The sequence below is a fragment of the Dactylosporangium sucinum genome (assembly GCF_014647515.1).
GTDB classification, from domain to species: Bacteria; Actinomycetota; Actinomycetes; order Mycobacteriales; family Micromonosporaceae; genus Dactylosporangium; species Dactylosporangium sucinum.
The window spans coordinates 201,926-228,528 of the sequence record NZ_BMPI01000006.1 but is presented as its reverse complement, the minus strand read 5'-3'; the positions used below and the strand labels follow the sequence as shown (position 1 = coordinate 228,528).

Genomic DNA, 26,603 nt, shown 5'->3' with positions numbered 1-26,603 from the left:
GCCCGCCATTTCGCGTCAACGTCGACTAACGCGAAATTCGTCGGCACTTCGGGCTCACCGCCGTACCGCGGCCTCGATTGGCGCTAGCGCAAATTGGTTTGCTGTGGAAACCTATCGGCATGACCACTGATTCGGTACCCGCCGGCGGCGATCCCCGCCGGCTGTTGTCGGAGGTGCGTGGCCTCGCCCGCCGGGTGCGGGCCGACCAGCGGGTGACCTGGTTCGCGCTGCTGGTGCTGGCCGTGGTGACCTTCGTAGGGATCCCGTTCGACTGGTACTTCCTCGTCTCCCACTGCGTGAGCGACGGCACCGCGTGCCAGTTCTCGCGTCAAGGCGTGCTGTACTACTGGCCGCCGGCGCTGCTGCTGGCGTACGTCGCGATCGCCGTCTGCTACGTGCGGGTCGCCCGGGCGCGCGGGCTGGGCACCCGGGTGCTGCCGTACGCGATCACCGGCGTCGCGCTGACCGTCCTGTTCATCGCCGCCTGGGTGGCGGCGCGCCTGTACTTCCCGACCCACCCGCACCGGTTCCCGGACTGGGTGCTCGCGCTGGACCGGCTGATCGCACCGTGGGGCACGATCGGCGTGGCGCTGCTGGTGCTGGCCCGGCTGGAGCGCAACCTCGGGCTGCTGGTGTTCACCCTCGGCTATCTGACGGTGGCGCTGGTGCCGATCGACTTCGGCTGGCACTGGCAGGGCCAGGGAATCGGGACGGCGTTCCTGCCGCAGCAGTTCATCAACGGCACCGTGCTCCTGCTGGGCGCGATCGGCTTCGCGCTGGCCGGCCGGCGGCGCCGGTGACCTCCGAGAACGGGACCCCGGACCCGCACGAGCCGGACGGCCACCCGGTCAACGGGCTGGACGAGGTGGTGCACCAGCGGGTGCGGCTGGGGATCCTCACCGTCGCGCACGAGGCGCGCCGGGCGGAGTTCGGCTACCTGCGCACGCAGCTGGATCTGACCGCCGGGAACCTCTCCAAGCATCTGAGCGTGCTGGAGACGGCCGGGCTGATCGAGATCGAGAAGGGGTACGCCGGCAAGCGCGGCCGGACCTGGATCACCCTCACCACAGCCGGCGACACGGCCCTCGCCGAGGAGATCGCGCGGCTCAAGCAGCTCATCGCCCGCGTCGAGACCACCGGCACCCCTGAGGACCGATAACCCCCCGCGCTGACCCGCCGGCACCTGCTCGCAGCCGCGCTCGCCACCGGGGTCGCCGTGCCGCTCGGCGCCGGCCGCGCGTCGGCGGCCGTCTCCGGCCCGCCCCAAGCGGCGTCCCGGACCGAAGTCGATCCGCGCCCCGCCAACTCGTCGGCCGGGGCGCGATCATCCGTCCGCCGGTAACGGCATTTCGGGCCTATCGTACCGATAGATTCCTATGATCATTTGGCGCAAGTGAATCTTCCTTGCCGCATCCATAGCTTGATATCAATCTCCGGACACCCCCTCCACAACAGGAGCGCGACGTGCGGAGAACCCGACTCGTTACCCTCACCCTGAGCCTGGCGGCCGCCCTCGCCGCCACGTTCGCGGCCGCGGCCCCGGCCAGCGCCGCCGCCACCGATCGCTACGTCGCCCTCGGCGACTCGTACGCCTCCGGTGTCGGTGCCGACAGCTACACCGCCGAGAGCGGCTCGTGCCAGCGCAGCACCAACGCCTACTCGGCCCTCTACAACGCCAGAGTCAAGCCCGCCTCGTACCGCTCGGTCGCCTGCTCCGGCGCCACGACCGCGGACGTGATCAACACCCAGCTCGCCGCCCTGTCGTCGACCACCACCCTGGTCAGCGTCACCGTCGGCGGCAACGACGTCGGGTTCTCCAGCATCATGACCGCCTGCGTGCTGTACGGCGAGACCGACTGCATCGCCGCCGTGCAGGCCGCCGAGGACAAGGTGCGCCGCGAGCTGCCGGCGAAGCTCGCCGCCGTCTACAACGGCATCAAGGGCCGGTCGCCCTCGGCCCGCGTGGTGGTCGTCGGCTACCCGGTCTTCTACCAGCTCGGCACGATCTGCGTCGGGCTGAGCGCGAACTCCCGCGCGAAGATCAACGAGGGCATCAATCTGCTCGACGACGTCACCAAGACGGCCGCCACGGCGGCCGGGTTCAAGTTCGCCGACGTACGGTCGATCTTCGTGGGCCACCAGCTCTGCAGCTACGGCGAGAAGTGGCTGCACGCGCTCAACTACCTCAGCCTCGGCATCTCCTACCACCCGACCGCCGCCGGCCAGTCCGGTGGCTTCTACCCGGTCTTCTCCTCCGCCGCCGGCTGACCGGCGGCCGCGTCCGGGCGGGCCCGCTCCCGCCCGGACGCGCCGGCGTCGCCGCGGGCCGGGCGGGTCGCTCCGTAGCCGGCGAGTGCCAGCAGCAGCCCGAGCGCGAGGCCGGCCAGGGCGATGGACAAGTCGGTGTCGGCGCCGTTGACCGGTGGATTACCGGCGAGCGACGTCATCGCCCCGCCTGCCGCCGTGCCGCCGAAGTACAGGATCAGCAAGGACAACGGCAGGGTCACCGAGCATGCGCCCGCGACCGCGACCAACCGGCCAAGGGGAACGTCGCGCGCGGCCGCCACGGCGAGCGACACGGCGATCGGCGCGACTAGCAGCGAGCCGTAGGAGGCGGCGCCGCTGCCGGGCCAGGCCGCCAGCGCGGCCACGACGACGAATGCAGCGACCAGCCAGGCGCGGGCGGTGGTGAGTCGTCGCGCGACCAGGCTCACCGCGACCACCGCGAACATCACCACCAGGCCCGACTTGATCGCGAGCAGCGCGTCCTCGACCCGGACAAGGTCCGGTCGCGTGACGGGCTCGTCCCACGGAGTGGTGATCAGCGTGGACGTGACCGCCAGGACCGCTGCGGTGCCGGCGGCCAGGTCCTTCGCGGCGGCGGAGGCCACGGGTCCGCGGCCGGCGCCGCGGCCGGTCGAGAGACGTGCGCCGACCAGGGCGGTCGCGAAGAAGCCGAGGCCACCGCCAACGCCGAGCCACGCGGCGGCGGCCTGACCCGAGATGTCGACCCGGTCCAGCCACAGGTCGGCGATCAGCCAGGCGCCCGTGGCGACCGCGCCGGTGACGACGCCGCGGATCCGCCCGTCGACGATCAGGATCACCCCGGCAAGCGCCAACAGGATCGCCAGCTGCCGGACGTCGCGGGGCCAATAGGTGTTGTTGCCGGCAAGTTCCGGAAAGCTCGCACCCGTCTGCGGATCGGCCCAGAATCCGCTCGGCTGCATGAACGGCTGATAGATCGCCAAGCTCAAGGCCCAGACCGCGGCCGCGGTCACACCGGACAGCCCACCCACAACGGCTTGCCAGCTGATTCGCACAGGCCCGATCATCGGACCCGCGCGCCCCCCGATGCAATGAGCGTGGTTTCAGCGCTTGGCCGGAGCCGGGGGAGCGAACGGGTCGGTGTGCCGGGTCGGGATGGCGGCCGACAGCGACGTCCCGCCGTCCGCAGGACTCGTGATCGTCATGTGTCCGCCGAGCGCCACCACGCGGTCGATCAGGCCCGTGAGTCCGGATCCCTTGTCGGGGTTGGCTCCGCCGACTCCGTTGTCGCGGATCGCGAGCTGAAGCGTCTCGCCTTGCAGCTCCGCGACGATGTGCACGAGCGACGCGTGTGCGTGCTTTGTCGCGTTCGTCAGCGATTCCGACACGACGTAATACGCGGCCACCTCGACGCTCGAGGACAATCGCTGATCGAGATGGATGTCAAGCTCCACCGGGACTGCGGAACGGCGGGCGAGCGATCTGAGTGCCGGCTCCAGTCCGCCGGTGGTCAGAATCGGTGGGTGAATGCCTCGCGAGATTTCCCGCAGATGATCATGCATGCTCTTGATTTCTGTAGCGACATCCGACACCTGCGCCTTGACCTGCTCAAGCGTCGTGCAATGCTCGGCCGCGCGCAGCTCGAGCCCGATTGAGATGAGCTGTTGCTGGGCGCCGTCGTGCAGATCGCGTTCAATGCGCCGACGTGCCTCGTCGGCGGCCGCCACGATGCGGGCACGGGACGCGATGAGTTCGGCGCGGTTGTCGGCGTTCGCGATGGCGGTGGCGGCAAGGTCCGTGAAGCCCCTGATGCGCTCCTCCGCGTCGGGCGGCAGGGGCTCGGCCCGCCTGGACGAGACGACGAGAACTCCCCACAAGCGGTCCTCGACGACGACCGGCAGACCGATCGCCGCACAGATGTCCAGTTCATGTTCGCGGGTGCCGGGGCCGGCGGTGTCTTCGTCGTCGTCCATCCGGGTGGCGCGACCGGTTCGGCGCACCAGTCCTGCGATGTTGCCGTTGCTGGCCGACCAGCGGCTGTGGACCAACGACATCAGTGTGGGCTCGTTGGTCGAGACGATGGTGACCGTGTCGTCGGGCTCGTAGCGCAACAGCGTCGTGTGACGTGCGCCGAGGAGTTGGCTGATCTCTGCCGTAACCGCGGCGAAGACCTCGGTCGGACTGGCGCCACGCGCGACGAGCGTCGCCACCCGCCGCAACGCGGCCTGCTGATGGGCGAGCAGCCGCAGCTCGTCGCGCCGTGCTCGGAGGGAGTCGAGTATGGCCGCACGCTCGTGGGCGGCGTGGAGCAGCGACTCGAGCGACGGGACGACCTTCTCCCGCAGCCGCCGTCGCGACACCTCAGGCATGCCGTCCGGGACCTCCAGGGTCCCGAGCGAGGTCGCGCCGTCGCGCAGCGGAAACACCGAGTCCCGGCCGGTGCCGTCGGGGACGGCTTCGAGCTTGATCGCCACACCCGGCAGATCGAGCGCGTGCGCGATCCGTTGGGCGGCCGCGGGCAGCGCGGCGGCAACGTCGTCCGTGTTGAGCAGCAGGCCGGCCATCTCGGCGGTGAGATCGGATTCCTGGGCCTGCGCGGCCCGCAGTCGGGACAGGTCCGCCAAGGCGGCGGTCACCAAGGAGACCCCGGCGAGGACGGCGAGCATGACCCAGTCCCGGGTATCGGCGACCGCGAATCCCAGAATGGGTGGGATGTGGAAGAAGTCGTATGCCAGGACGCTTGCCAACGATGTGGCGAATCCCAGCGTCAGGCCCCACACCATCGACACCGTGACGACGCCGATCAGGTAGATCATGACCAGGGACGGCCCTCTTGCGATGGTCATGAGTGGATAGATCAGGAGGGTCTCCGCGGCGACCAGGAGGGCAGCGACCGCGATCCCCACTCCAATCGGTGGGGGCGTCGGACGCACCATTCGCAACAGGAACTCCGAACGCATAGTTCGAGCTTATCCAGGTTGTCCTGGATCGCCCGTATCATCACCTTTTCGCGGCCGTCACCCGTAGGCCGGCGGCCGCCCCGCCGGTCCACCGACGGCGGCGGCCGCACGCCGCCGGTCCACCGGTCGTCCTGCGGCCGGTCGTGGATGCCGTGGCCGCCGTGGCCGGCGCCGCTGAAGATCCACGCGCCGAGAGGCGGCGCCTCGGTCCGGAAGGGCGGGTGGCGTGGGTCGGCACCGCCGCCCCCGGGTGATGCCTACGTCGCCAGGGCGAGACGTGATCCGCACCCCGCATGTGGGTAGAAGCGTCCGAGATCCAGGTCGGACGGCGCGGAGCCCGAGCCGCTGCACGTCCACGATGGACAGACGAAACAGGCGGCTGATCCGCGTTTCCGCAGCTCAACCGCCTGTTGACCTTGCGCGCCCGAAGGGACTCGAACCCCTAACCTTCTGATCCGTAGTCAGATGCTCTATCCGTTGAGCTACGGGCGCTCGGTGCTCGGCCCAGTGTACACACCGGGCTTTGCGCGGAGGCTCCGGGATTCGAACCCGGGATGGGCTTTAAGACCCAAACCGCATTAGCAGTGCGGCGCCATAGACCGAACTAGGCGAAGCCTCCAGCAGCCACCGTCACCGGTAACCGCCGTCCGAGGATACAGGCCCGCCCAATCTTCCGGCAAAGCGGGTACGCCCCCGGGGAGGCTTGCCTGCCTGACCAGGGGCCCGAGCGGAGTGTGACGACGGCCACCGCCCGAGCGGGGATGGCGTCGGTCACATCCGGCGCGGGCGGCCGTTGGCCATTACGCTCTTGCAGATGGGAGAGGACGCCGGCCCGCCGCCGCGAAAAGCGCACAAACCGCCCAAAGCGGATGCGCCACCCGCTGCTGGGCGGCGGCGTGGCCCAGCGCTCGGCGACACCTCGCTGCGGTTCGAGCCGCCGCCGCAAGAAGCTGCCGCGCCGGAGACCGCCCAGCCGAGCGCGCCGCGCCCGCGAACGCCGGCCGCGACGCCGTTCGCGCCGCCGTCGGTGCAGGCCAGTCCGTTCCGGGCCGGGTCGCCGCCGGTCGAGCCGGAGCCACCGTCCCGGCCGCGGACCGTGCCGGCCGCCTTCGGAGCCGGGCCGGTCGAGGCACCGACCGATCCGGCGGCACCGGCCGATCCGGCGGCACCGACCGATCCGGCGGCACCGGCCGAGCCGCCCACGGCGCCGAAAGCCGCTCCAGCGAAAGCCACCGTCAAGAAGGCCGCACCGAAGAAAGCGGCCGTCAAGAAGGCCGTGGTGAAGAAGGCGGCGCCGCCCGAGGAAGTCGTCACGGCCGAGGCCGACCGGGTGCAGGTCACTCGAGCGGCGCCGCCCGCGGCCGAGGTGCCGGCTCCGCGGGAGGCGACCGCCAGGCAGGCGACGAAGAAAGCGGTCAAGAAAACCATGGCAAAGCCGGCGGTGCAGGCGGAGCAGCTCGATCTGCTCGGTGACGAGCCCGTGCCGGTCGAGAAAGCGGTCAAGAAAGCAGCCAGGAAAGCGGTCAAGACGGCGAGCGCGAAGAAGGCCGTCGCCGAGGAACCCGTCGTCGAGGTTGCTCCGGAGCCCGAGCAGTTCAATACCGGCAGCATCGGGGTGAACCCCGCCTACCTGCCCGAACTCCTCGCCCTCGCGGCCGTGCGGCGGCTGGGTGCCGAGGCGCGACGGCGGGTCGGCTGGTATCGGGCGACCTACCCCACTGCCACCAGCGACGCCGTCGCCCGGGCGGTCACCCGCGAGTTCGTCCGCCGGGCCCGGCTGCAGGGCGCCGCCGCCGGCGCCGCCGGGGCGGTCGGGCTCGTCGCCGAGGGGGCCGCCCTCGGCTGGCTCCAGGCCCGGCTCGTGCTCCACCTCGCCGCCGCGTACGGCCACGACCCGCTCGACCCGGAGCGGGCCGCCGAGCTGCTCGTGATCCAGCGGGTCCACGGAAGCGTCGAGACGGCCGAGGCGGCGATCCGGGCGGCCCAGCACGTCGAGGTCACCCGGCCGGCGAGCCCGGGCGTCGGGCCCGCGCGGCTCGGGGCGCCGATCGTCCGCGCCGTCGGCGGCGGGCTGGTGCGGGCCGTCGCCGCCCGGCTCGCCAGGCGGGTCGTGCCCGGCGCCGGGCTCGTCGTCGGGGCGGTCACCGCCGCCCGGGCCATGGAGCTGCTCGCGGCCCGGGCCGTCCGGCACTACCGGCGCTAAAAGCCAATGCGGCCCGCGGGACTCCAGCAGTACCGTGGCGTATGGCAGACATCGAGCAGCTGTTGCACGCCAGACTGGCGCGTGCGTTCGCGGCCGTGGCCAACGGGCCCGTCGATCCTGCCGTCCAGCGATCCCAGCGCGCCGACTATCAGTCCGGTGCCGCGCTCGGCCTGGCCCGCCACCTGAGGACCGATCCCCGCCGGCTGGCCGCCAAGGTGCTGGAGCACGCCGACCTCGACGACCTGTGCGGGGAGATCGAGGTGTCCGGGCCCGGATTCATCAACCTCACGCTCGCCGACGAAGCCCTCGGCCGGCTGCTGCACGGGCTGAGCGCCGACGAGCGGCTCGGTGTGTCCACAGTAGACGATCCGGAGACCGTCGTCGTCGACTACTCGGGGCCGAACGCGGCCAAGGAGATGCACGTCGGGCATCTGCGGTCAACGATCATCGGCGACGCCGTGGTGCGGCTGCTGGAGTTCCTCGGGCATCGCGTGATCCGGCAGAACCACCTCGGCGACTGGGGCACGCCGTTCGGGATGCTCGTCGAGCAGCTGGCCGGCGACGACCGGGCCGGCATCGCCGAGCTGGGCGAGCTGTACGTCCAGGCCCGGCGGCGGTTCGACGCCGACCCCGGGTTCCGCGAGCGCAGCCGGCAGCGGGTCGTGCTGCTCCAGGCCGGCGACGAGGCCACGCTGCGGCTGTGGCGGGCCGTCATGGCGACGTCCCGGCGGCACTTCCTGAGCATGTACGAGCGGCTCGGCGTGCGCCTGCAGGATGCGGACTTCGCGGGGGAGAGCACGTACAACGCCGAGCTGGACGGCATCGTCCGCGACCTCGCGACCAGCGACAGCGACGGCGCCACCTGCGTGTTCCCGAAGGGATTCACCAACCGCGACGGCGGGCCGTTGCCGTTGATCGTTCGCAAGAGCGACGGCGGCTACGGCTACGCCGCCACCGACCTCGCCGCCCTCCGGCACCGGATCGAGGACCTCAAGGCCACCCGGATCCTGTATCTCATCGGCCAGCCCCAGCACCTGCACCTTGAACTGGTCTTCGCGACCGCCCGGGAGGCCGGCTGGCTCGCGCCTCCGGTGCGGGCGGAGCACATCGCGTTCGGCTCGGTGCTCGCCCCCGACGGCAAGCTCCTGCGCAGCCGCGACGGCGGCACGGCGAAGCTCGCCGACCTGCTGGACGAGGCGGTCGAGCGGGCGGCCGTCCACAACGCCGACCCGGAGATCAGCAGCGCCGTCGGCATCGGCGCGGTGAAGTACGCGGACCTGTCCAACGACCGGGCCAAGGACTACGTGCTCGACTTCGACCGGATGCTGTCGCTGCGCGGCAACACTTCCGTCTATCTGCAGTACGCGCATTCCCGCATCCGGTCGATCCTCCGCAGCAGCGCCGAGGCGCCGCAGCCGCCGGTCATCGAGGATCGGCACGAGCGCGCGCTGGCGATCGAGCTGCTGCGCTTCCCGGCCGCGGTCCGGAAGACGGCCGACACGCTGGAGTTCCACCACCTGGCCGGCCACCTCTTCGGGCTGTCGGCCGCCTTCACCGCGTTCTACGAGAACTGCCGGGTGCTCGGCAACGGAAGCCGGCTCACCCTGTGCGACCTCACCGCCAGAACCCTCCGCACCGGCCTCGGACTGCTCGGGATCGGCGCCCCGGAGCGCATGTAGCCTGAGGCTCATGACCGAGCTGTCCGCCGTCCATCAGCAACTCGTCGAGACGGTGCCGGCCGGGGCCGGCGCCCGGATCGAGGCCTGCGCCGTGGCCTACGAGCACGAGGGGCAGGCCCTCGAAGGGTATGCGGCGCACGACACCGCGATCGTCGAGCCGAAGCCGGCCGTGCTGGTGATCCACGACTGGACCGGGCTGCGGGAGTACCCGAAGGCGCGCGCCCAGATGCTCGCCCGGCTGGGCTACTACGGGTTCGCGGTCGACATCTACGGCGCCGGCCGCCGCTTCGACGGGCACGAGGAGTCGGCGGCCGAGGCCGGGAAGTACTACGGCGACCTCGAGCTCATGCGGGCCCGGGTGCGGGCCGCGTATGACCTGGTCGCCAAGGACCCGGCGGTGGACCCGGCCCGGATCTCGGTCATCGGCTACTGCTTCGGCGGCTCGGCGGCGCTGGAGTTCGCCCGCACCGGCGCGCCGCTGGTCGGCGCGGTGTCGTTCCACGGCCGGCTGCTCACGCACGAGCCCGCCGACGTGGCGGCGATCAGCGGGTCACTGCTGATCGCCACCGGCGCGGCGGACCCGGTCGTCCCGGACGAGGCGGTCGCCGCGTTCCAGGACGAGCTGCGCACCCGCCCGGAGCTGGACTGGCAGGTGACGAGCTACTCCGGCGCCCCGCACGGCTTCACCCTGCCGGGCACCCCCGCCTACCGCGCGGTCGCCGACCGGCGGAGCTGGCGCGAGCTGGTCGGCTTCCTGGAAGAGGTCAACCACGGGTAGAGCGGGCCCGGCGCCCCTGATGCCGGACCCGCTCCCTTACCCCTCCCAGAACCAGGTCTAGACGGCGCTCCAGAGCGCCGGGACGTTCGGCGGCTCCCAGCCGACCTGCGAGGTGTGTCCCTGCAGGCAGCGGTAGGTGGTGCCGCCGTAGGTGACGGTCGCGCCGGTCGCGTAGTTCGTGTTCGGCGCCCAGGTCCCGCCCTGCGGCGGGTTCGACGTCGAGGTCGCCGTGGGCGTCGGGGTGCCGCCGCCGGAGGTGACCAGGGTCAGGCCGTAGGCCTGCAGGATCTCGTTGACCGGCTGGTAGTACATCGTGCCGCCGGTCGAGCAGTTGCCCGAGCCGCCGGACGTGACGCCCTGCGCCTGGCTGCCCGACATCCAGGAGCCGCCGGAGTCACCCGGCTCGGCGCAGGCGTTGGAGCGGACGAGGCCGGTGACCGTGCCCTGCGAGTACGTCACCGACGCGTTCTTCTGCTGGATCGTGCCGCACCGCCAGCCCGTGGTGGAGCCGGAGCGGCACACCGACGCGCCGACCGCGGCCTCGGTCGAGCCGGCCACCGCGACGCTGCCGCCGCTGTAGTTGTTGACCAGGCCGCGCGGGGTGTTGCCGGCGTCGACCTGCACCCAGGCGTAGTCGTTGCCGGGGAAGCTGGAGCCGCGGAACGTGCCGCCCGGCTGGGTCGTGCGGGCGCCGGTCGTGCCGCAGTGGCCGGCGGTCACGAACCCGCCGTTGACCGAGAAGCCCACCGAGCAGCGGGTGCCGCTGCCGATGTAGTACGCGTTGCCGCCGATGACGTCGATGTACGGACGGGGATCCTCGTTCGTCTTCTCGACCCGGACGGCCGCCCGGTCGACCCCGCTGGCCGCGAGGAAGCCGCTCGCGTCGCCGGTCGAGCTCAGGACGACGACGGAGTTGGTGGCCAGGTCCGCGTACCAGCCCTTGACCGTGCCCGGCGCCGCGGCGGAGTGCCGGTCGAGCGTCGTCACGGCGGCGTCGAGCTGCGCCTCGCTGCGGACCACCACGAACGGGACCGCGCCGAGCGCGCGGACGTACCGTTCCTGGGCCTTGTCGGTGATGGCGACGGTGACGGTACCGGCATCCGGCGAGAGCCAGGTGCCGCCGTACGTGCCGCCGAGGGTCTTGCGCAGCACCTGCTGGGTGCGTGCCGCGCGGTCTTCGTTGGCCAGGCGGGTGCGCGCCTGGGCGGGGGTGAGGTGCAGGTCGCGTTGCATGGCGCTGAACACGGCCGGGGCGACGCCCGGTGGGGCTGCCTCGGTGGCCGGTGCGTTGCCGGACGCATTGGCGTAGGCCAGTGCGCCGGCGGTCGTGGCCAGGGCGGTGGCCACGACCGTGCACAGGACCAGGGACGTCTTGCGCATCGCGGATCCTTCCTTCGGTTGGGGGTGTGCCGGCGTGGAGACCGGCACCGGGGCGGGGAGGCTCAACCCGGCACCCCGGCGCCGGAGCGCGCGCAACAAGCGAGATAACTGTAGTTACTATCGCTGTTGCGTGAACGGTAGGACGCGCATCGGGGACTGTCAACATGGCAAGGTGAGTCGATGAACGAAGACGAGACGCTGGGCGCCCGTGTGCGGCGGCTGCGGCTCGACCGCGGCCTGACCCAGAAGGACCTGGCCGAGCCGCGATACACCCGCGCCTACCTGGCCGCCGTCGAGGCCGGGGTCCGCGCGCCGACCGACGAGGCGCTCGCGCACATCGCGGCCGGACTCGGCGTCGACCCCGACGACCTACGGCACGGCCGGCCGCCCGGCGCCGCGTCGGAGCTCGCCCGCATGCTCGCCGAGGCCCGGGTGCGCCTGTCCCGCGGCGAGACCGGCGCGGTCGAGGAGCTCGCCGCACGGGCCGAGCGGGAGGCCGAGCGGTACGCGCTGCCGGAGCTGCGCTGCCGAGCCGTCCATCTGGCCGGCGAGATCGAGCTGCATCGCGGCCGGGTCGCCTCCGCCGCCGCCGCCTATCGACGGGCCTTCGAGATCCTGCCGGCCGGCCAGCCGGCCCTGCGCGCCGCCATCATCGCCCGCCAGGCGTACTGCCTGCAGATCGACGGCGAGACCGGCGCCGCCGTGGCGCTGCTGGAGGCCGAGCTGCGCGGCGTGCGCGCGGCCGCCGAGCCGAACCCCGACGCGCAGGTCCGGCTGACCAGCGCGCTCGTGTACACCTTCCTGGAGCAGGACTGGCGCGAGCGGGCCCGCCGGCTGGAGCGGGAGGCCCTGCCGCTGCTGCCGCGGGTCGCCAACCGCGAGTGGGTGGCGCAGTTCATCGCCACCGTCGCCCAGCTGCGCCGGGAGCACGATCTGGCCGAGACCGAGCGGCTGCTCGGCGAGGCCCTGGCCGTCTACACCGAGCTCGGCCTGACCCGCGAGATCGGCATCTGCGAGTGGGCCCGCGGATACGTGCTGCGCCGCGTCGGCCGGGCCGCCGAGGCCGCCGACCGCTTCGAGCGGGCCCGCACGATCCTCGCCGACGTCGGCGCGGTGCAGGACCACGCGGGCGCGACGCTGGAGCTGGCCGAGGTACGCCGCCTGGAGGGCGCCCTCGACGAGGCCGAGCGGCTGGCCCGGGCCGCCGCCGACATCTGCCGGCAGACGCATCACGTCGAGTGCATGGCCGAGGCCGACCGCCTGCTCGGGCGCATCGCCGCGACGCGGGGCGCCCCCGACGCCGAGCGCCTGCTGCGCAGCGCGGCCGACCGCTACGCCGAGGCCGGCCTGGCCGCCGAGCTGGTCACCACCAGCCGCCTGCTCGGCGAGCAGCAGCGTGCCACCGGCGACCTCGCGGGCGCGGCCGAGAGCTTCCGGCGCGGCCTGCTGGCCGCCACGAGACTCGCATGACGACCGGCATCGGCGCGCGCATCCTCGCCCTGCGCACGAGCCGCGGCCTCACCCAGCGCGACCTGGCCGAGCCGAAATACACGGCCGCGTACGTCTCCTCGGTCGAGAACGGCCACCGCGTCCCGTCGAGCGACGCCCTGGCCCACTTCGCCGCCCGGCTGTCGATCGACGTCGCCGAGCTGTCCACCGGCCGCCACCCCGGCGAGGCCCTGGCGCTCGACATCGAGCTGCTCTCGATGAGCCATTCGCCCCAGTGGTACTCCGGGATCGCCGCCTCGCCCACCGAGCCGGACGCGCGCCGGGCGGAAGCGTCGGTCGTCCTCGGCCGCCTCGCGTCCTCGGTCGACGCCGCCGCCGCCCACTTCGAGCGCGCCCACCGGCTCCTCGCCGACGCGCCGCCACACCACCGGGCCGCCGCCGTGGCCGGGCGCGCGTGGTGCGCCCGCCGGCAGGGCGACCCGGGCTACGCGGCCTACCTGCTGGGCGCGCTGCGCGACGAGCTGCACCGCGCCTCCCTTCCGTCGCCCTCGGCGCTGCTGGCGGTACACACCCTGCTCGCTCTTTGTCAGAACGACCTCGGCGAGGACGCCGCGCCGGCGGTCGCGGCGGCCCTGGAGCTGGCGCCCGCCGGCGACCCGGCCCACGCCGCCGAGCTGCACCTGACCGTGGCCCGGACGCTGGCCTCCGCCGGCCGGACCGCCGAGGCGGCGTCGTCCCTGGCGGCCGCCCGCGCCGCGGCGCTGGCCGCCTGGCTGTCCGCCCCGATCGCCGAGGTCCGCCGCCTGCGCGGCCGGTCGAGACTCGCCGCGGGCGACCCGGGCGGCGCGCTGGCCGACTTCACCGCGGCACTCGCCGGCCTGCCCGCCGACCCCGACCTGATCGCGGACCTGGCCGTGACCTACCGCGCCCTGGGCAGCCCGTCCACGGCCACCGAGCTGCTCGCCGACGTCTCGGCGCCGACCGCGGCGGTCCACCGCGCGTGGACGCTCCTGGCCCCGGAGACGGCCGAGGATCACCTGCGCGCGGCGATCGCCCTGCTCAAGCCGGCGGGCCCGCGCCGCGACCTGGCCGACGCGGTGCTCGCCCTGGCCGACCTCCTGGCGGCGGCCGGCCGTGGGCCGGACGCCCTGGAGGCCCTGTCCGACGGCCTGGCCGCCGTCGACGCGCTGGGCCGGCCGTCATGAGCGGGCGTTGCCCGCCTGCGCCTGGCTTTCGCCTCCTGTAACCGCCGCCGCAGGGCGAGGAAACCGGGGTCTACAGTTGGGACCCGATATGCGATACGTGGCGATCGGTGACAGCTTCACCGAGGGAGTCGGCGACGAGCTGCCCGACGGGACGACCCGCGGCTGGGCCGACCTGGTGGCGGCGGGGCTCGCCGAGGCGACCGGCGAGACCGTGCAATACGCCAACCTCGCGATCCGTGGCCGCCTGCTGGAGCCCATCGTGACCGAGCAGCTCGACGCGGCGCTGGCGATGTCCCCGGCGCCCACGCTGATCTCGCTCAACGGCGGCGGCAACGACATGATGCGGCCCGGCACCGACCTGGCCAGGCTGGTCGCGCTCACCGAGCGGGCGATCGAGCGCTGCGCCGGCGCCGGGGTGCGGCTGATGGTGCTCAGCGGGGCCGACCCATCGGCGCGGCTGCCGTTCGGGCGGGTGATCCACCGGCGGGGTGCCGCGCTCACGCGGGCCGTCGCCGAGCTGACCACCGAGCACGGGCTGCTGTTCGTCAACTGCTTCGGCGACGAGGAGGTCCGCCGCGCGCCGTACTGGTCGGCCGACCGCCTCCACCTCAACGCCGCCGGCCATCAGCGGGTCGCCGGCCTGGTGCTCACCGCCTTGGGGCACCCGCGCACGGCCCACCGCATCGACCCCGGGCCGTTGCCGGCGCGGCGGCTGCTCACCGAGGCGCGTTACTACCGCGAGCACGTGCTGCCCTGGGTCCGCCGCCGGGTCGGCGGGCGGTCGTCGGGCGACGACCGGGCCGCGAAGTACGCGACGTGGCGGCCGGTCCCCGGGAGCGGTTAAATCACCGGGTGACCTCCGACGCACCCGGCTGGGACGCCATCGACGCCGCGCTCGAGCGGCTCTATCCCGGCGTCGAGCCGAAGCACTTCGCCACCCTGATCAAGTGGCGGCTCGGCGGGCCCGACCCGCTCGACGGCATCAGCTACTACCCGCGGCTCGACCCGGTCCCGCACTGGCACATCGTCAGCTACGGCATGTCCGAGCTGTACGGGAAGGAGTCGGCGAACGCCGAGGAGTCCGGGTGGGGCTTCGAGTTCACGTTCCGGCTGCGCCGCGACGCGGCCGACGACGACCCGCCGATCTGGGCCGCCAACTTCCTGCAGAATCTCGCGCGGTACGTCTTCGAGACCGGCAACTGGTTCGAGGTCAACCACCACATGGACCTCAACGGGCCGATCGCGCTCGACCAGGAGACCCTCATCCGGGCGATCGCGTTCACCGAGGACCCGGAGCTCGGCACGATCGAGACCCCGCACGGCATTGTGCAGTTCCTGCAGATCGTCGGCCTCACCCCCGACGAGTATGCGGCGACCCAGGCCTGGAGCGTCCGCGACCTGCTCGACCTGCTCGCCGAGCGGCTGCCGCTGCTGGTCACAGACCTCGACCGGGGCTCGGCCACCGACGATCCGGTCATCGCCGAGGCGGTCGAGGAGGGCCGCCGGCGCGAGGGCTCGGCCACCGCCAGCCTGGCCGTCGCCGAGTTCTCCTGGCGTCGCGACGGAGACCTGATCCGGCTGGTCGTCGGCGCGCACATCGCCGAGCGGGTGGCCCAGACGCTGCTCGGCCGCCTGCCGTTCGGGCGGCAGTTGGTCGTCAACGGCCCCGACGCCACCGCCGTGTTCTCGTCCGGCAGTTTCTCCGTCGGCACCGCGGAGGAATCGGACACCCTGGCGGTCGTCCTCACCGTCGAGGCGCTGGACGGCCTGGTCTCGGTGCTGGTGCCGGAGGCCGGCGTGCGGGCGGTGCCGGCCGCCGAGTCTCTCGTCGTGGAGATCACCCGTTCGGACCTGCGAGACGGGGACGGCAACCTGGTGGAGACGATCGGCTGACGCACTATCGTGGTCGGATGTGCGGACGGTGACGCTGGTCCTGGTCGACGGCTCGGGGACCGTGCTCGGCTCATTGCCGGCCTTCGACGTCGAGGTGCCGTGGTGGGCCGAGGTGGCGGACGTGGTCGACGGCGCCCGCGAGCGGTTCGGCGTCGACGTGGCCGTGCTGCGGCTGCTGCACGCCGATCGGCCGCGGCAGCCCGGCGGCGCGGTCACCTACCTGGCCGAGACGCACGGCCCCGTCCCGGAGCTGGCTCCCGCCGCCGTGCACCCGCATCCTGACCCGCGGCGGGCGCCGTACGCGGAGGTCGGCGGGCCGGCGGCGAGCCTGCGGTGGGCCGTGGCCGAGATGCGCGACCTCGGCCTCGGCGCGCCGGTGCGGACCGTCCAGCGCAAGACCTGGAACCTCTCGGCGTTGTGGCAGCTGGAGGGGGTTTCCCGGCGGTACTGGCTGAAACACCTCCCACCCTTCCTCAAGGCGGAGAGCGAGGTGCTGGCCTGGCTCGGGGCCGTCGCGCCGGGCGCCGCGCCCCGGCTGCTCGCGGCCGACGGCACGGGGCGCCAGCTGCTCGCCGACCTGCCCGGCGAGGACCGGTTCGGGGCACCCGCGGCCGAGCGCCGGCCGATGGTCGACCTGCTGCACGGGGTGCAGCGGCGGGCCCTCGACGAGCTGCCGCTGCTGGTGGGCCGGGGCGTCCTCGATCGGCGGGGGATCCGGCTGTACCGCCAGATCCAGGTCGCGGCGGAGCCGTGGCTCTCGGAGATCTTCGGCCTCGCCGACCTGCTCAGCGGGCTGTCTTCGCGGCTGGCGGAGGTGGCGGCGTGCGGCATGCCGGACACGCTCGTGCACGGCGACTTCCATCCGGGCAACGTGCGGGCGGCTCCGGGTGTACCGCCGGCGGTGCTGGACTGGGGCGACGCGTTCCTCGGCCACCCCGGCTTCGACATCCTGCGGCTGGTCGAGGGGCTGCCCGACGCCGATGCCTCGGCTCTGATCGCGCACTGGGCCGGGTTGTGGCGGCGGGTGGCGCCCGGCAGCGACCCGGAGCGGGCGGTGGAGCTGCTCCGGCCGGTCGCCCCGCTGCTGGGGGCCGTGGTGTACGCCGGCTTCGTCCACAATATCGAGCCAAGTGAATGGCCGTATCACTCGCTCGACGTCCCCGACTGCCTCCGCGAGGCCGTCAACCTGGGCTGATCTAGTTTTGTCGTACCGGTGCTGTAGAACTACCCGCGTGGATCTGGACTTGGATTTCGCGCAGCGGTCGGCGGCGCCGGTGATCGCCCCGGTGCAACCCCGGAAGCTGGCCAAGGTCCCGTTCGTCGAGCTCGCCGACGGCCGCCTGCAGGGCGTCGTGTCGAGCGGCTCGGACATCGAGCGGGTCTATGTCTCCTCGATCGGTGCCGGCTCGCACGGGCTGAGCTGCAGCACCAACAACAACCGTCCCTGCGGCGGGTTACGCGGCTCCCATCCGTGCAAGCACCTGCAGGCGCTGCTCGACGAGGCCGTGCTGCAGTATGGCGCCGACCGGGTCGCCCGCTACCTGCGCATCGACGTCGAGGAGGGCAAGAGCCTCCTGCAGGGCCTGCACTCCCACCACGAGCCGACCCCGGCCGCCACCGTCTTCAGCAGCTTCCTGCGCCACCTGGCCTATCTGGAGCTGCCCGTCACCACCGACCCCATCCCGGAGCTGCACTGGTTTCCGGCGACAGGAGCCCGCTGATGCTCGCCCTGCTCGACAACACCGACGACGAGGGCCTTCCCGAGGCGCTCGACCTGCTCGCCGCGGTGGACGAGGGACTCGTCGCGGGGTTCGCCCGCGTCGACGAGGACCGCGCCGCCGCCCTGACCGCCCTGGCGGGCGCCTTCGGCGGCAGCCCGCTGGCCGAGCGCGTCGCCGAGGCCGTGGAGAAGATCGCGGCCGGCTCGATCGCCGACGAGCACCTGTTCGCCCTGGCCGCCGCCCGCATCGCGATCCTCGGCGCCGTCCACGACGCGCTGCTCGCCCGGGCCGACGCCGCGCTGAGCCGCACCCGCGCCCCCTGGTCGGGCGAGCCCGGGCCGGCCGCCGCCGCGGTCAACCTGCTCGCCGGCAGTCGCTCCTGGCTGCGCGAGCTGGCGATCACCGGCTGGCGCGGCGTCGACCACGACCTCGTCAGCGCCGCTGGCCAGGTGATCGAGGCGACGCTCGCCGACCCGGAGCTGCGCCGCCTGGCCGTCCTGCTCGACGGGCTCGCCGCCGAGCTGCGCGCGTCCAGCCCGATCGCCACGCTGGAGCGGGTGCCCGTGCGCCGCTGGGCCGACCTGTGGAGCCGCGCGCTGCTGCTGGCCCAGGACGGCGGGCGGGCCCAGCGGGCCGCCGGCGCCGAGCCGGTGACCGGCCGGCTGCTGGTGCTCGGCGCCGACGTCCACGAGCACGGCACGGCCGTGCAGGTGCAGGTCCACGGCGTGCTGGAGGCCGGCGGCGCCGAGCCGCGGCTGGTGCGGGCGAGCGTCGCCGCGGCGAAGGTCGACACGATCGTCGGCCCGGCGATCTGGGGCCTGCTGCAGGGTCAGCCGATGCTCATGACCGCGCTCGCGGAGCGCCGCAGTGTCGACCTCACCGACATGCCGCTGCTCGCGAGCGGTGACCTGGTCTGGCACGACGACCGGGCCAAGCCGGGCGCGCCCGCCGAGCCGTTCGCCACCGCGCGGGTGCTGCTCACCGGCGCGCTGGCCCCGGCGACGGCGCCGCTCGACCGGCACCCGGCCCGCATCGCCGAGCCGGTGTTCGTCGAGGGCCAGAGCCCGATCCCGGTCGACACCGCGCGGCTGCCCGCCTGCGGGCCGCTCACCCCCGAGCTGGTCGGCGCCGCGTCCGCGGTCATCGGCCTGCTGCGCTGGGACGCCGGGCGGTGGACGGTCCAGCCCATCGCGGTCGAGACGACGGTGAAGAAGAAGACCGTCGCCGTGCACACGACCGACTGGGCGCTCGGCCCGACCGACAGCAAGGCCGCGAAGGCCGCCGGCGAGGCGGTCCAGGTGCTGCGCGAGCGCGCGGGAAGGCTGCTACGGAAGTGAACACGGCAGACGAGAACCGCCGCCAGGTGCTCTACTGGCGGATGCTGGGCCGCCTGTTCGAGGCCGACGAGCAGCTGTCGCTGGAGTCCGCCAGCGTCGCGATCGTCAACGACATCGGCCTGCCGCCCGCCCTGCTCGACCCGACCGTGTCGGTCGACAACCTGGTGCAGCGCCACCCGGAGCTGGCCGGCGAGTTCGACGGCCTGATGAAGCCCGAGGCCGATGCCGAACCCGGGGCCGGGGCCGGGGCCGGGGACACGGGCGGGGACACGGGCGGGGACACGGGCGGGGACACGGGCGGGGACACGGATGGGGCGAGCGCCGAGGTCCGCCGGGCCGCGCTCGTGTCGAAGCTGCTCGTCAACGTCTTCGCGACCGGCACCGGCAACGTGAGCGCCACCCAGCTGGCGACCTGGCAGTCCGACGCCGGCTGGTTCGAGCGGGCCCTCGGCATGGACCCGGGCGAGCTGCGCGGCCGGCCCAACGCGGGCGGCCTCGGCTCGGTCCTGGCCGGCCTGGAGGGCGACCTGGTCCGCCGCATGCATCTGCGCGAGGTCCTCGCCGACCCGGCGCTGGCCCGGCAGCTCACCCCGAGCATGTCGCTCATCGAGCAGCTCCTGCGGGACAAGGACAACCTCTCCGGCGTCGCGCTCGCCAACGCCAAGGCGCTCATCCGGCGGTTCGTCGACGAGGTGGCCGAGGTGCTCCGCACGCAGGTCCAGCAGACGAGCGTCGGCGAGATCGACCGGTCGGTGCCGCCGAAGCGCGTGTTCCGCAACCTCGACCTCGAGCGCACCATCTGGAAGAACCTCACCAACTGGAGCCCCGAGGACGAGCGGCTCTACGTCGACCGCCTCTTCTACAAGCAGACCGCCAAGCGCACCACGCCGGCCCGGCTGATCGTCGTGGTCGACCAGTCCGGCTCGATGGTCAACGCGATGGTCAACTGCACGATCCTCGCCTCGATCTTCGCCGGCCTGCCCAAGGTCGACGTGCACCTGATCGCCTACGACACGCGGGCGCTCGACCTGACGCCGTGGGTGCACGACCCGTTCGAGGTGCTGCTGCGCACCCGGCTCGGCGGCGGCACCGACGGCACGGTCGCCATGGCGCTGGCCCAGCCGAAGGTCGCCGACCCGCGCAACACCGTCGTGGTCTGGATCTCCGACTTCTACGAGTGGCAGCAGCAGCCGCTGTTCGACTCGATGCAGGCGATGCACCGCTCCGGGGTCAAGTTCATCCCGGTCGGCTCGGTCAGCAGCGGCGGCCAGCAGAGCGTCAACCCCTGGTTCCGCCAGCGGTTCAAGGACATGGGTGCCCCGGTGCTGTCCGGGCACATCAAAAAGCTTGTTTCCGAACTCAAGAGCTTCCTCGCTTAGGAGAAACCCCTCATGACCGACATGCTCCGCGCCCCCGCCGAGGTCAAGTACGCCGAGGAGCTCGACTGGCTGGAGTCGATCGACGACGGGCCCAAGCCGTTCTCGTGGCGGCTGAGCCCGAAGATGGTGCGCCTGTTCGTCCTCGGCTCCGAGCGGGCCGACGGGCTCGACCGCGAGATCTCGCAGAAGTGGTTCGGCGACCGCAGCTTCGTCGAGCGCAGCATCGTCACCCTCGCCTCCGACCGCGGCCTGCTGCTCATCGGCGACCCCGGCACCGGCAAGAGCTGGCTGGCCGAGCTGCTCGCCGCGGCGATCTCGCGCAACTCGACGCTCGTCGTGCAGGGCACCGCGGGCACGACCGAGGACCACATCAAGTATTCGTGGAACGTCTCGATGGTCATCGCCAAGGGCCAGTCCCGGGCCTCGATGATCCCGTCGCCGATCATGACGGCGATGGAGCGGGGCGTCATCGGCCGCTTCGAGGAGCTGACCCGCTCGACCAGCGACGTGCAGGACGCGCTGATCTCGATCCTCTCCGAGAAGTACATCTCGATCCCGGAGCTCGACGAGGACAACATCGTGTTCGCCCAGCCCGGCTTCTCGATCATCGCCACCGCCAACAGCCGTGACCGCGGGGTCAACGACCTCTCCTCGGCGCTCAAGCGGCGGTTCAACTTCGTGCGCATCCCGGTCGTCACCAACAAGAAGAGCGAGGCGGAGATCGTCCGCTTCCGCACCAGCGAGCTGCTGCGCCGCCACCAGATCGAGCTGGACGTGCCGCCCAACCTGCTCGACATCCTGCTGCAGAGCTTCGCCGACCTGCGGGCCGCGGCCGCGTCGGCGACCAGCGACGACGAGAAGCTGGAGTCGGCGCTGTCCACGGCCGAGCAGATCGGCGTGCTGGAGGACGCGATCCTGCACAGCACGTTCTTCGGCGACCGCACGCTGCGGGCCGAGACGCTCGCCGGCTCGCTGGTCGGCTCGCTCGCCCGGCGCAGCCCGGAGGACCTGGCGATCCTGAACAAGTATTGGCACGGCGTCGTCGAGCCGCGCAGCAAGGAGGACGGCGGAGACTGGCCCCAGTTCCTGGAGGGCGGCCGCCAGGCGATCGCCACCCTGTCATGACCGAGCCCTTCAACGCCCTGCGCACCCAGCTGGTGGAGGCGGCCACCGCCTTCGCCGCTGGGCCCAGCGCCGTGCCCGAGATCCTGGCCGGCATCGTCGACGACGTCGACCGGGCGCTGCGCGAGGAGCTGGAGATCTTCCCGGTCTGCCACCACTCGCCGGCGTCCGGCCTGGCCATGGTCCGCCGGCTGCGCGAGAAGCAGCCCAAGGTCATCTACCTGGAGCTGTGCGAGGACCTGCAGCCGCTGCTCACCGAGCTGCGCAACTGCAAGCTGCCGGTGGCCCTGCAGGCGTTCGCGTCGGAGCTCGACGGGTTCCCGAAGGACTGGGGGCCGCTGAGCATCGTCGCGCCGATCACCGAGGCCTCCGCGGAGTATCAGGCGATCGCCTACGCGCTCGACACCCCCGGCGTCGAGCTGGTGCTGGTCGACCGCTCGACCGACCACGTCTTCCAGTGGGAGCCGCAGGAGAAGCCGGCCGCGGCCGGCTCCGAGGACGCCGAGGCCGACCTGCACGGCGACGCCGTGGGCATCGAGATCGGCGACCTGCGGCCGCGCTTCGCCGAGCTGGAGGAGCACCTGCTGCACCACGGCAAGGTCCGCCACTGGTCGGAGTGGTGGGACCAGTATGTCGAGCAGCCGCTCGCCGGCGCCGACCACGCCACCTACCGGCAGGTCATGGTCCTGATCGGCAGCCTGTTCCGCCGGCTGTCGCCGCCCGACGCGCGGCGGGTCCGGGTCGACGAGGACCGCGAGCGGTACATGTGGACCCGCATGCGCCAGCACCTGGCCGCGTCCGGCGTCGACAAGGCCGACTGCCTCTACGTCTGCGGCGCGTTCCACGCGGCCAGCCGGGTCGCGGAGTTCGGCACCGCCGACGGCGTGACCGACTTCGACATCTCGGCGCGCACGGCGACGAAGTGGCTCTACGGGCTGATCCCGTCGAGCCATTCCGCGATCGAGGCGCAGTTCGGCCTCGCGTCCGGCTCGGTGTCCATCGCCGCCGCCACGTGGGCGAAGGCGGTCACCCGGTCGCGGCTCACGCCGTTCCAGCTCACCGGCCAGCAGGGCACCCGCAAGCGGGCGGCCAAGGCGCTGCCGGCCGCGGCGGGCGGCGCGGCCGAGCCGGTCGCCGACCGGCTCTCGGGCTTCCTGGCCAGCCCGCCCGCGCTCGACGGGCTGGACGAGGAGGAGCTGCTCGGCTGGTGCGTCGACATCGTCCGGCTGGCCCGCCGCAACGGGTATCTGGCGAGCACCGCCGACGCCATCGCCGTCTTCGAGACGTCGATCCTGCTGGCGGGCATGCGCAACCGGGCCCGCCCGACGCCGTACGACTTCCAGGACGCGGCCGTCACCTGCATCGAGAAGGAGACCGTCCCGGGCCGCCGCGACGTGCGGCGGCTCTGCGAGATCCTCCTCGGCGGCGACCGCATCGGCCAGGTCGGCTACGACGCGCTGCCGCCGCTGGCCCGCGACGTCTACGACCGGCTCGCCCCGATCGGCCTCGACCTGCAGCGCAACACGGTGCAGCGGGCGCTGCTCGACCTCAACGCCCGGCCCGAGCTGGTGCCGTGCTCCCAACTGCTGTGGATGCTGCGCTACCTGCTGCCCGACGGCGCAGTCCGCCCGATCATGGGCACCCGCCGCCTCGGCGAGCGCTCGATCCAGGAGAGCTGGGACCTGGCGATCGGCAAGCACCAGCGGGTGGTCATCGAGCTCGGCTACGAGGGCGTGACCGTCGAGCAGGTCGTCGAGCAGCGGCTGCGCCGCTCGGTCTGGGCCCAGGACGCGACCGCGGCCGTGGCCCTGCGGGCCGTCGAGGACTCGATCCTGTTCCTCGGCAGCCGCCGCTTCACCGACGAGTTGGGCGCCCGCGCGGTCGAGCTGCTCGCCGCCGAGCGCACGGTCGACGACGCCCCCGAGGTCCTGCGCCGCATCCGCCGGCTCCTGGCCCACTACCGGGCGACCGAGCCCACCCTGCCGGCGTGGTGCGAGTCCTTCGTGACGGCCGGCTACGCCCACTACTGCACGCTCCTGCCGACGGTTTTCGTCGACGACGAGACCGGCGTCCGCCAGGTCGCCGCCATGCTGGGCTTCCTGTTCACGATGGAGGGCCTGGCGCTGTCCCTGGGCTGCGACCGGGCCCAGCTGGAGATCGCCGTCCGCCAGTCCCACCCGGAGTCCCCGGCGAAGGTCGCCCTGCTCTGGTCGGCCCACCACCAGCTGGGCCTGCTCCCGCTGCCGGAGCTGCGCGCCCGCTGCGCCGCCCTGCTGGCCAACCCGCTGGTGGTGCCGTCCTTCCCGCAGTATCTGAGCGGCTTCGTCCAGGCCCTGGAGCCGGCCCCGAAGCTGGCCCCGTTCGTGGTCGAGCTGATCTCGAACGCCTTCGCCAAGCTCCCGGACCCGGTGCTCCTTCCGTGGCTCCCGACCCTGATCACCACGCTCCGCGACCAGGCGGGCGAGCTGGTCCCGGTCCTCATCCGCGAGGCCGGCCGCACGTTCCCGGGCACCCTTGCCGCGGTCGACGCCTTCGTCCCCCCGTGGGCGTCGGCCAAGCGCGCCGCGCCGACGAGTCCGGCCACCCCGGCGTCCGGCCCGGTCCCCGCCTTCCTGTCGTCGCACCCGGCCACGACGGACGCGCTGGCGGCTCTCCTCGGCCTCGCCCCGGCCTGGCAGCCGGTGGGGGAGGCGCAACCTCCCGGCTCGACCGCGACCCGGTCCCTGCTGACCGCCCACCCGGCAACCACGCAGGCGCTGGCGGCACTGCTCACCGCCTGATGCTCGTCGTCCCGCCCGGCCGCGGAGCGCTCGCGCCTCGGCCGAGCGGGACGACGTGGACGGTGTTACGGGGCCCAGGCCGCGTCCACGGACCAGACCGTGTCGGCCAGGAAGGACGACGGGTTGTCGTAGGTGCTCGGGCCGCCCGGGGTCGCCAGCCACAGCTCGGCGTTGTAGTGGCGGAGGTACTGGCCGGGGAAGCCCCAGGCCGTCAAGCGCACGCCGCCCGTGGCCGACTGGGCGCACCACGTGGCGTCCGCGCGGAACAGGGCCGAGTTGTCGTTCGTGTCGATCCGGACGCGGAACGCCTGGTGGCGGAGGTAGCGGCCGGGGTAGTTGCGGGACTCGAACGAGTAGCAGGACGAGTCGGCCAGGCCGGGGACGATGCGCCAGGTCGCGTCCTGCTTCAGCAGCGTGGTGCTGCCCGACGTCACCACCTCGGTGTAGCCCAGGCTGTTCTGGTGCCGAACGTAGCGGGTCGTGCAGCAGGCCGTCGTGGCGCGGAACGAGCGGTACACATTGGACGGTAGGGAGACGAAGGAGCCGGGGTTCGACGAGGCCGCGATCAGGGCCTGGTTGCTCGCGCGCAGGCGGGCGGCGTCCACCTTCACGACCTGCCGGTCGTAGGTCAGCAGGCCGTTCACCTCGTTCTCCACGTCGGTGATCTCGGTGTAGACCGAGGCGGACAGGCCCGACGGGAGGCCGCCGGTGCGCAGCTGCTCGTAGAGGCCGTTCAGGCGGTCGTTCAAGCGGGTGGCGTTGCCCTGGTCCTCGTAGCTGAAGCCGTTGCCGGGGGACCACTCGTGGCCGGCCACGCGCAGGCCCAGGCCGCCGAACTCGCCCAGCACCGCGGCGCGGGTCGAGGATGGGCGGGTGGCGCCCGGGCCGACGTAGACGTGGAAGTCGACCACGTCGCCGTTGCCGCCGTCGACCGAGCCGCAGCAGTTGACGCCGCTCATGTTGTTCACCAGGCGGGACGGGTCGTAGGCCTTGACCTCGTTGGCGATGCGGGCCTGGTCGTACTGCCCCCAGCCCTCGTTCTGGTTGACCCACATGACGAGCGACGGCGAGCTGCGGTGCTGGTCGATGATCCGGTCGTACTCGGCCTCCCACTGCGTGCGGGCCGCCGAGTCCGGGTTCTTGCCCGTCGGCATCGCCGGCATGTCCTGCCACACCAGCAGGCCCAGCTGGTCGGCGGCGTAGAACCAGCGCTGCGGCTCCACCTTGATGTGCTTGCGCACCATGTTGAAGCCCAGGTCCTTGTGCGCCTGCAGGTCGTAGCGCAGCGCCGCGTCAGTCGGCGCCGTGGAGATCCCGTCCGGCCAGTACCCCTGGTCGAGCGTGCCCGACTGGAACACGAACTGGCCGTTGAGCAGGATGCGCCGCTGCCCGTTGACGACCCCGGTCGAGATCGAGCGCATGCCCGCGTAGCTGCCGACCGAATCGACCACCGTGGAGCCGCTGCGAAGCTCGACGCGGACGGTGTACAGGAACGGATCGCTGGGGGACCACAAGTGTGCGTTCGGCACCGAGACGGAGAAGGCGGCGCCGGTGGAGCCGCTCGCGGTGCCGACCACCGTCGTCCCGGAAAGCACGGAAGCGAACGCGGTGTGGCCGCTCAGGCCGGCGCCGAACACGGTGACCGAGAGCGTGTTGTTCGACAGGTTCGGGACCAGGTCGACCCGGGTGATGCGGGCGGACGGCGTCGGCTCCAGCCACACGGTCTGCCAGATGCCCGACGAGCCGGTGTAGAAGATCCCGCCGCCGGGGTGCGGCAGCACGTCGTTGCGGCGCTGCTTGCCGACCGCCTGGCTGCCCGCGTCGGTCGGGTCCCAGACGCCGACCACGATCGTGTTGGTGCCCCCGTTGAGCAGGGCGGTGATGTCGTAGGAGAAGGCGTCGTAGCCTCCACTGTGGACGGCACCGGCCTGCGTGCCGTTGACCCAGACGGTCGTCTGCCAGTCGACGGCGCCGAAGTTCAGCTGCACCTGGCGGCCGCTCCAGCCGGCGGGGATCGTGAACGTCCGGCGGTACCACAGCTTGTCGCCCTCGGTGACCCGGCGCTGGATGCCGGAGAGCGCCGACTCGACCGGGAAGGGCACCCGGATCTGCTCGCCGAACGTCGCCGGCGGGGTGCTCTGCCCGCTGCCGGTGACCGCGAAGTCCCAGATGCCGTTGAGGTTCTGCCAGTCCGGCCGGGTCAACTGCGGCCGCGGGTACTCGGGCAGCGGGTTCGTGGTGGAGACCGAGTTCGTCCAGGGTGTGGTCATCGGCGGGGTCTTGGGGGTCCAGGCGCTCGCCGGTCCGCCCGACACCGCGAGCAGTCCGGCGGTCGCGAGCAGCGGGACCAGCGCGAGGGCGACCCGTCTGCCGAGGAAGAGCTTCATCGAGGGGCTCCTTGAGGTATGCGCGTCAACCCCGGTGGCGGCCGGGGTCGGTCCGTGGGGACGGC

General features: G+C 72.7%; 21 protein-coding genes and 2 tRNA genes. 16 read left to right on the top strand and 7 right to left on the bottom strand.

What is annotated here, in order from left to right; translation table 11 throughout:
* The first annotated feature begins 119 nt into the window (after window positions 1–119).
* The 3 genes from IEZ31_RS08270 to IEZ31_RS08260 all read left to right on the top strand — a co-directional run bounded on the left by IEZ31_RS08270 (window position 120) and on the right by IEZ31_RS08260 (window position 2,268).
* A complete protein-coding gene (locus IEZ31_RS08270; protein WP_190249152.1) occupies window positions 120–800 on the top strand; it encodes a hypothetical protein in 681 nt (226 codons plus the stop codon).
* Window positions 797–1,159, top strand: a complete 363-nt coding sequence (locus IEZ31_RS08265) for a transcriptional regulator (protein WP_190249151.1) — start codon at window positions 797–799, stop codon at window positions 1,157–1,159. Before IEZ31_RS08270 ends, IEZ31_RS08265 begins: the two co-directional genes overlap by 4 nt.
* 305 nt (window positions 1,160–1,464) lie before the next feature.
* A complete protein-coding gene (locus IEZ31_RS08260) occupies window positions 1,465–2,268 on the top strand; it encodes an SGNH/GDSL hydrolase family protein (RefSeq protein ID WP_190249150.1) in 804 nt (267 codons plus the stop codon).
* On the opposite strand, the gene IEZ31_RS08255 is transcribed toward IEZ31_RS08260, so the two are convergent.
* From IEZ31_RS08255 to IEZ31_RS08235, 5 genes are all read right to left on the bottom strand, one after another.
* The gene (locus IEZ31_RS08255; protein WP_190249149.1) at window positions 2,238–3,254 is read right to left on the bottom strand and encodes a hypothetical protein; all 1,017 of its coding nucleotides are present in this window, start codon (window positions 3,252–3,254) and stop codon (window positions 2,238–2,240) included. The genes IEZ31_RS08260 and IEZ31_RS08255 overlap by 31 nt on opposite strands.
* 114 nt (window positions 3,255–3,368) lie before the next feature.
* The gene (locus IEZ31_RS08250) at window positions 3,369–5,225 is read right to left on the bottom strand and encodes a sensor histidine kinase (RefSeq protein ID WP_190249148.1); all 1,857 of its coding nucleotides are present in this window, start codon (window positions 5,223–5,225) and stop codon (window positions 3,369–3,371) included.
* A gap of 419 nt (window positions 5,226–5,644) precedes the next feature.
* Window positions 5,645–5,717 (bottom strand) — tRNA-Arg (locus tag IEZ31_RS08245).
* Between the two features lie 36 nt (window positions 5,718–5,753).
* Window positions 5,754–5,844 (bottom strand) — tRNA-Ser (locus IEZ31_RS08240).
* A gap of 152 nt (window positions 5,845–5,996) precedes the next feature.
* On the bottom strand, window positions 5,997–6,644 hold the full coding sequence (locus IEZ31_RS08235; RefSeq protein WP_190249147.1) for a hypothetical protein: 648 nt from the start codon (window positions 6,642–6,644) through the stop codon (window positions 5,997–5,999).
* Window positions 6,645–6,651: 7 nt separating this feature from the next.
* Here IEZ31_RS08235 and IEZ31_RS08230 point away from each other — a divergent pair, with 7 nt between their 5' ends.
* From IEZ31_RS08230 to IEZ31_RS08220, 3 genes are read left to right on the top strand one after another with little or no spacing between them, the layout of a single operon-like run.
* On the top strand, window positions 6,652–7,428 hold the full coding sequence (locus tag IEZ31_RS08230) for an EcsC family protein (protein ID WP_190249146.1): 777 nt from the start codon (window positions 6,652–6,654) through the stop codon (window positions 7,426–7,428).
* A gap of 41 nt (window positions 7,429–7,469) precedes the next feature.
* Window positions 7,470–9,107 carry an arginine--tRNA ligase gene (gene argS, locus IEZ31_RS08225; protein WP_190249145.1) on the top strand — a complete coding sequence of 546 codons (1,638 nt, stop codon included), beginning with the start codon at window positions 7,470–7,472 and terminating at the stop codon, window positions 9,105–9,107.
* Between the two features lie 10 nt (window positions 9,108–9,117).
* Window positions 9,118–9,885, top strand: coding sequence for a dienelactone hydrolase family protein (locus IEZ31_RS08220; protein ID WP_190249144.1), 768 nt, complete (start codon window positions 9,118–9,120; stop codon window positions 9,883–9,885).
* Between the two features lie 57 nt (window positions 9,886–9,942).
* Here the strand turns inward: IEZ31_RS08220 and IEZ31_RS08215 are convergent, their stop codons facing one another.
* Entirely contained in the window at window positions 9,943–11,265 is a 1,323-nt protein-coding gene (locus IEZ31_RS08215) for a carbohydrate-binding protein (protein ID WP_190249143.1), read from the bottom strand.
* Between the two features lie 180 nt (window positions 11,266–11,445).
* Here IEZ31_RS08215 and IEZ31_RS08210 point away from each other — a divergent pair, with 180 nt between their 5' ends.
* The 10 genes from IEZ31_RS08210 (at window position 11,446) to IEZ31_RS08165 (ending at window position 24,151) form a co-directional block, all read left to right on the top strand.
* Window positions 11,446–12,735 (top strand): helix-turn-helix domain-containing protein, encoded by a 1,290-nt coding sequence (locus IEZ31_RS08210; RefSeq protein WP_190249142.1) that lies wholly within the window; start codon window positions 11,446–11,448, stop codon window positions 12,733–12,735.
* Window positions 12,732–13,919, top strand: a complete 1,188-nt coding sequence (locus IEZ31_RS08205) for a tetratricopeptide repeat protein (protein ID WP_190249141.1) — start codon at window positions 12,732–12,734, stop codon at window positions 13,917–13,919. Before IEZ31_RS08210 ends, IEZ31_RS08205 begins: the two co-directional genes overlap by 4 nt.
* Window positions 13,920–14,007: 88 nt before the next feature.
* Window positions 14,008–14,763: an SGNH/GDSL hydrolase family protein gene (locus tag IEZ31_RS08200; RefSeq protein WP_190249140.1), complete on the top strand. Its 756-nt coding sequence runs from the start codon at window positions 14,008–14,010 to the stop codon at window positions 14,761–14,763.
* A gap of 8 nt (window positions 14,764–14,771) precedes the next feature.
* Complete coding sequence (locus tag IEZ31_RS08195; protein WP_190249139.1) at window positions 14,772–15,812, top strand: suppressor of fused domain protein; 1,041 nt, start codon at window positions 14,772–14,774, stop codon at window positions 15,810–15,812.
* A 19-nt stretch (window positions 15,813–15,831) separates the two neighbouring features.
* A complete protein-coding gene (locus IEZ31_RS08190; protein ID WP_190249138.1) occupies window positions 15,832–17,007 on the top strand; it encodes a phosphotransferase family protein in 1,176 nt (391 codons plus the stop codon).
* Window positions 17,008–17,044: 37 nt separating this feature from the next.
* The gene (locus tag IEZ31_RS08185; protein WP_373294530.1) at window positions 17,045–17,533 is read left to right on the top strand and encodes a hypothetical protein; all 489 of its coding nucleotides are present in this window, start codon (window positions 17,045–17,047) and stop codon (window positions 17,531–17,533) included.
* Window positions 17,533–18,870: a hypothetical protein gene (locus IEZ31_RS08180; RefSeq protein ID WP_190249137.1), complete on the top strand. Its 1,338-nt coding sequence runs from the start codon at window positions 17,533–17,535 to the stop codon at window positions 18,868–18,870. Before IEZ31_RS08185 ends, IEZ31_RS08180 begins: the two co-directional genes overlap by 1 nt.
* Before the next feature lie 41 nt (window positions 18,871–18,911).
* Window positions 18,912–20,249 carry a vWA domain-containing protein gene (locus IEZ31_RS08175; protein ID WP_190249204.1) on the top strand — a complete coding sequence of 446 codons (1,338 nt, stop codon included), beginning with the start codon at window positions 18,912–18,914 and terminating at the stop codon, window positions 20,247–20,249.
* A 12-nt stretch (window positions 20,250–20,261) separates the two neighbouring features.
* Window positions 20,262–21,374, top strand: coding sequence for an ATP-binding protein (locus tag IEZ31_RS08170; RefSeq protein ID WP_190249136.1), 1,113 nt, complete (start codon window positions 20,262–20,264; stop codon window positions 21,372–21,374).
* Complete coding sequence (locus IEZ31_RS08165; protein WP_190249135.1) at window positions 21,371–24,151, top strand: DUF5682 family protein; 2,781 nt, start codon at window positions 21,371–21,373, stop codon at window positions 24,149–24,151. The genes IEZ31_RS08170 and IEZ31_RS08165 overlap by 4 nt, the downstream gene beginning before the upstream one ends.
* A 65-nt stretch (window positions 24,152–24,216) precedes the next feature.
* Here the strand turns inward: IEZ31_RS08165 and IEZ31_RS08160 are convergent, their stop codons facing one another.
* A complete protein-coding gene (locus IEZ31_RS08160; protein WP_190249134.1) occupies window positions 24,217–26,538 on the bottom strand; it encodes an AbfB domain-containing protein in 2,322 nt (773 codons plus the stop codon).
* Window positions 26,539–26,603: the final 65 nt, after the last annotated feature.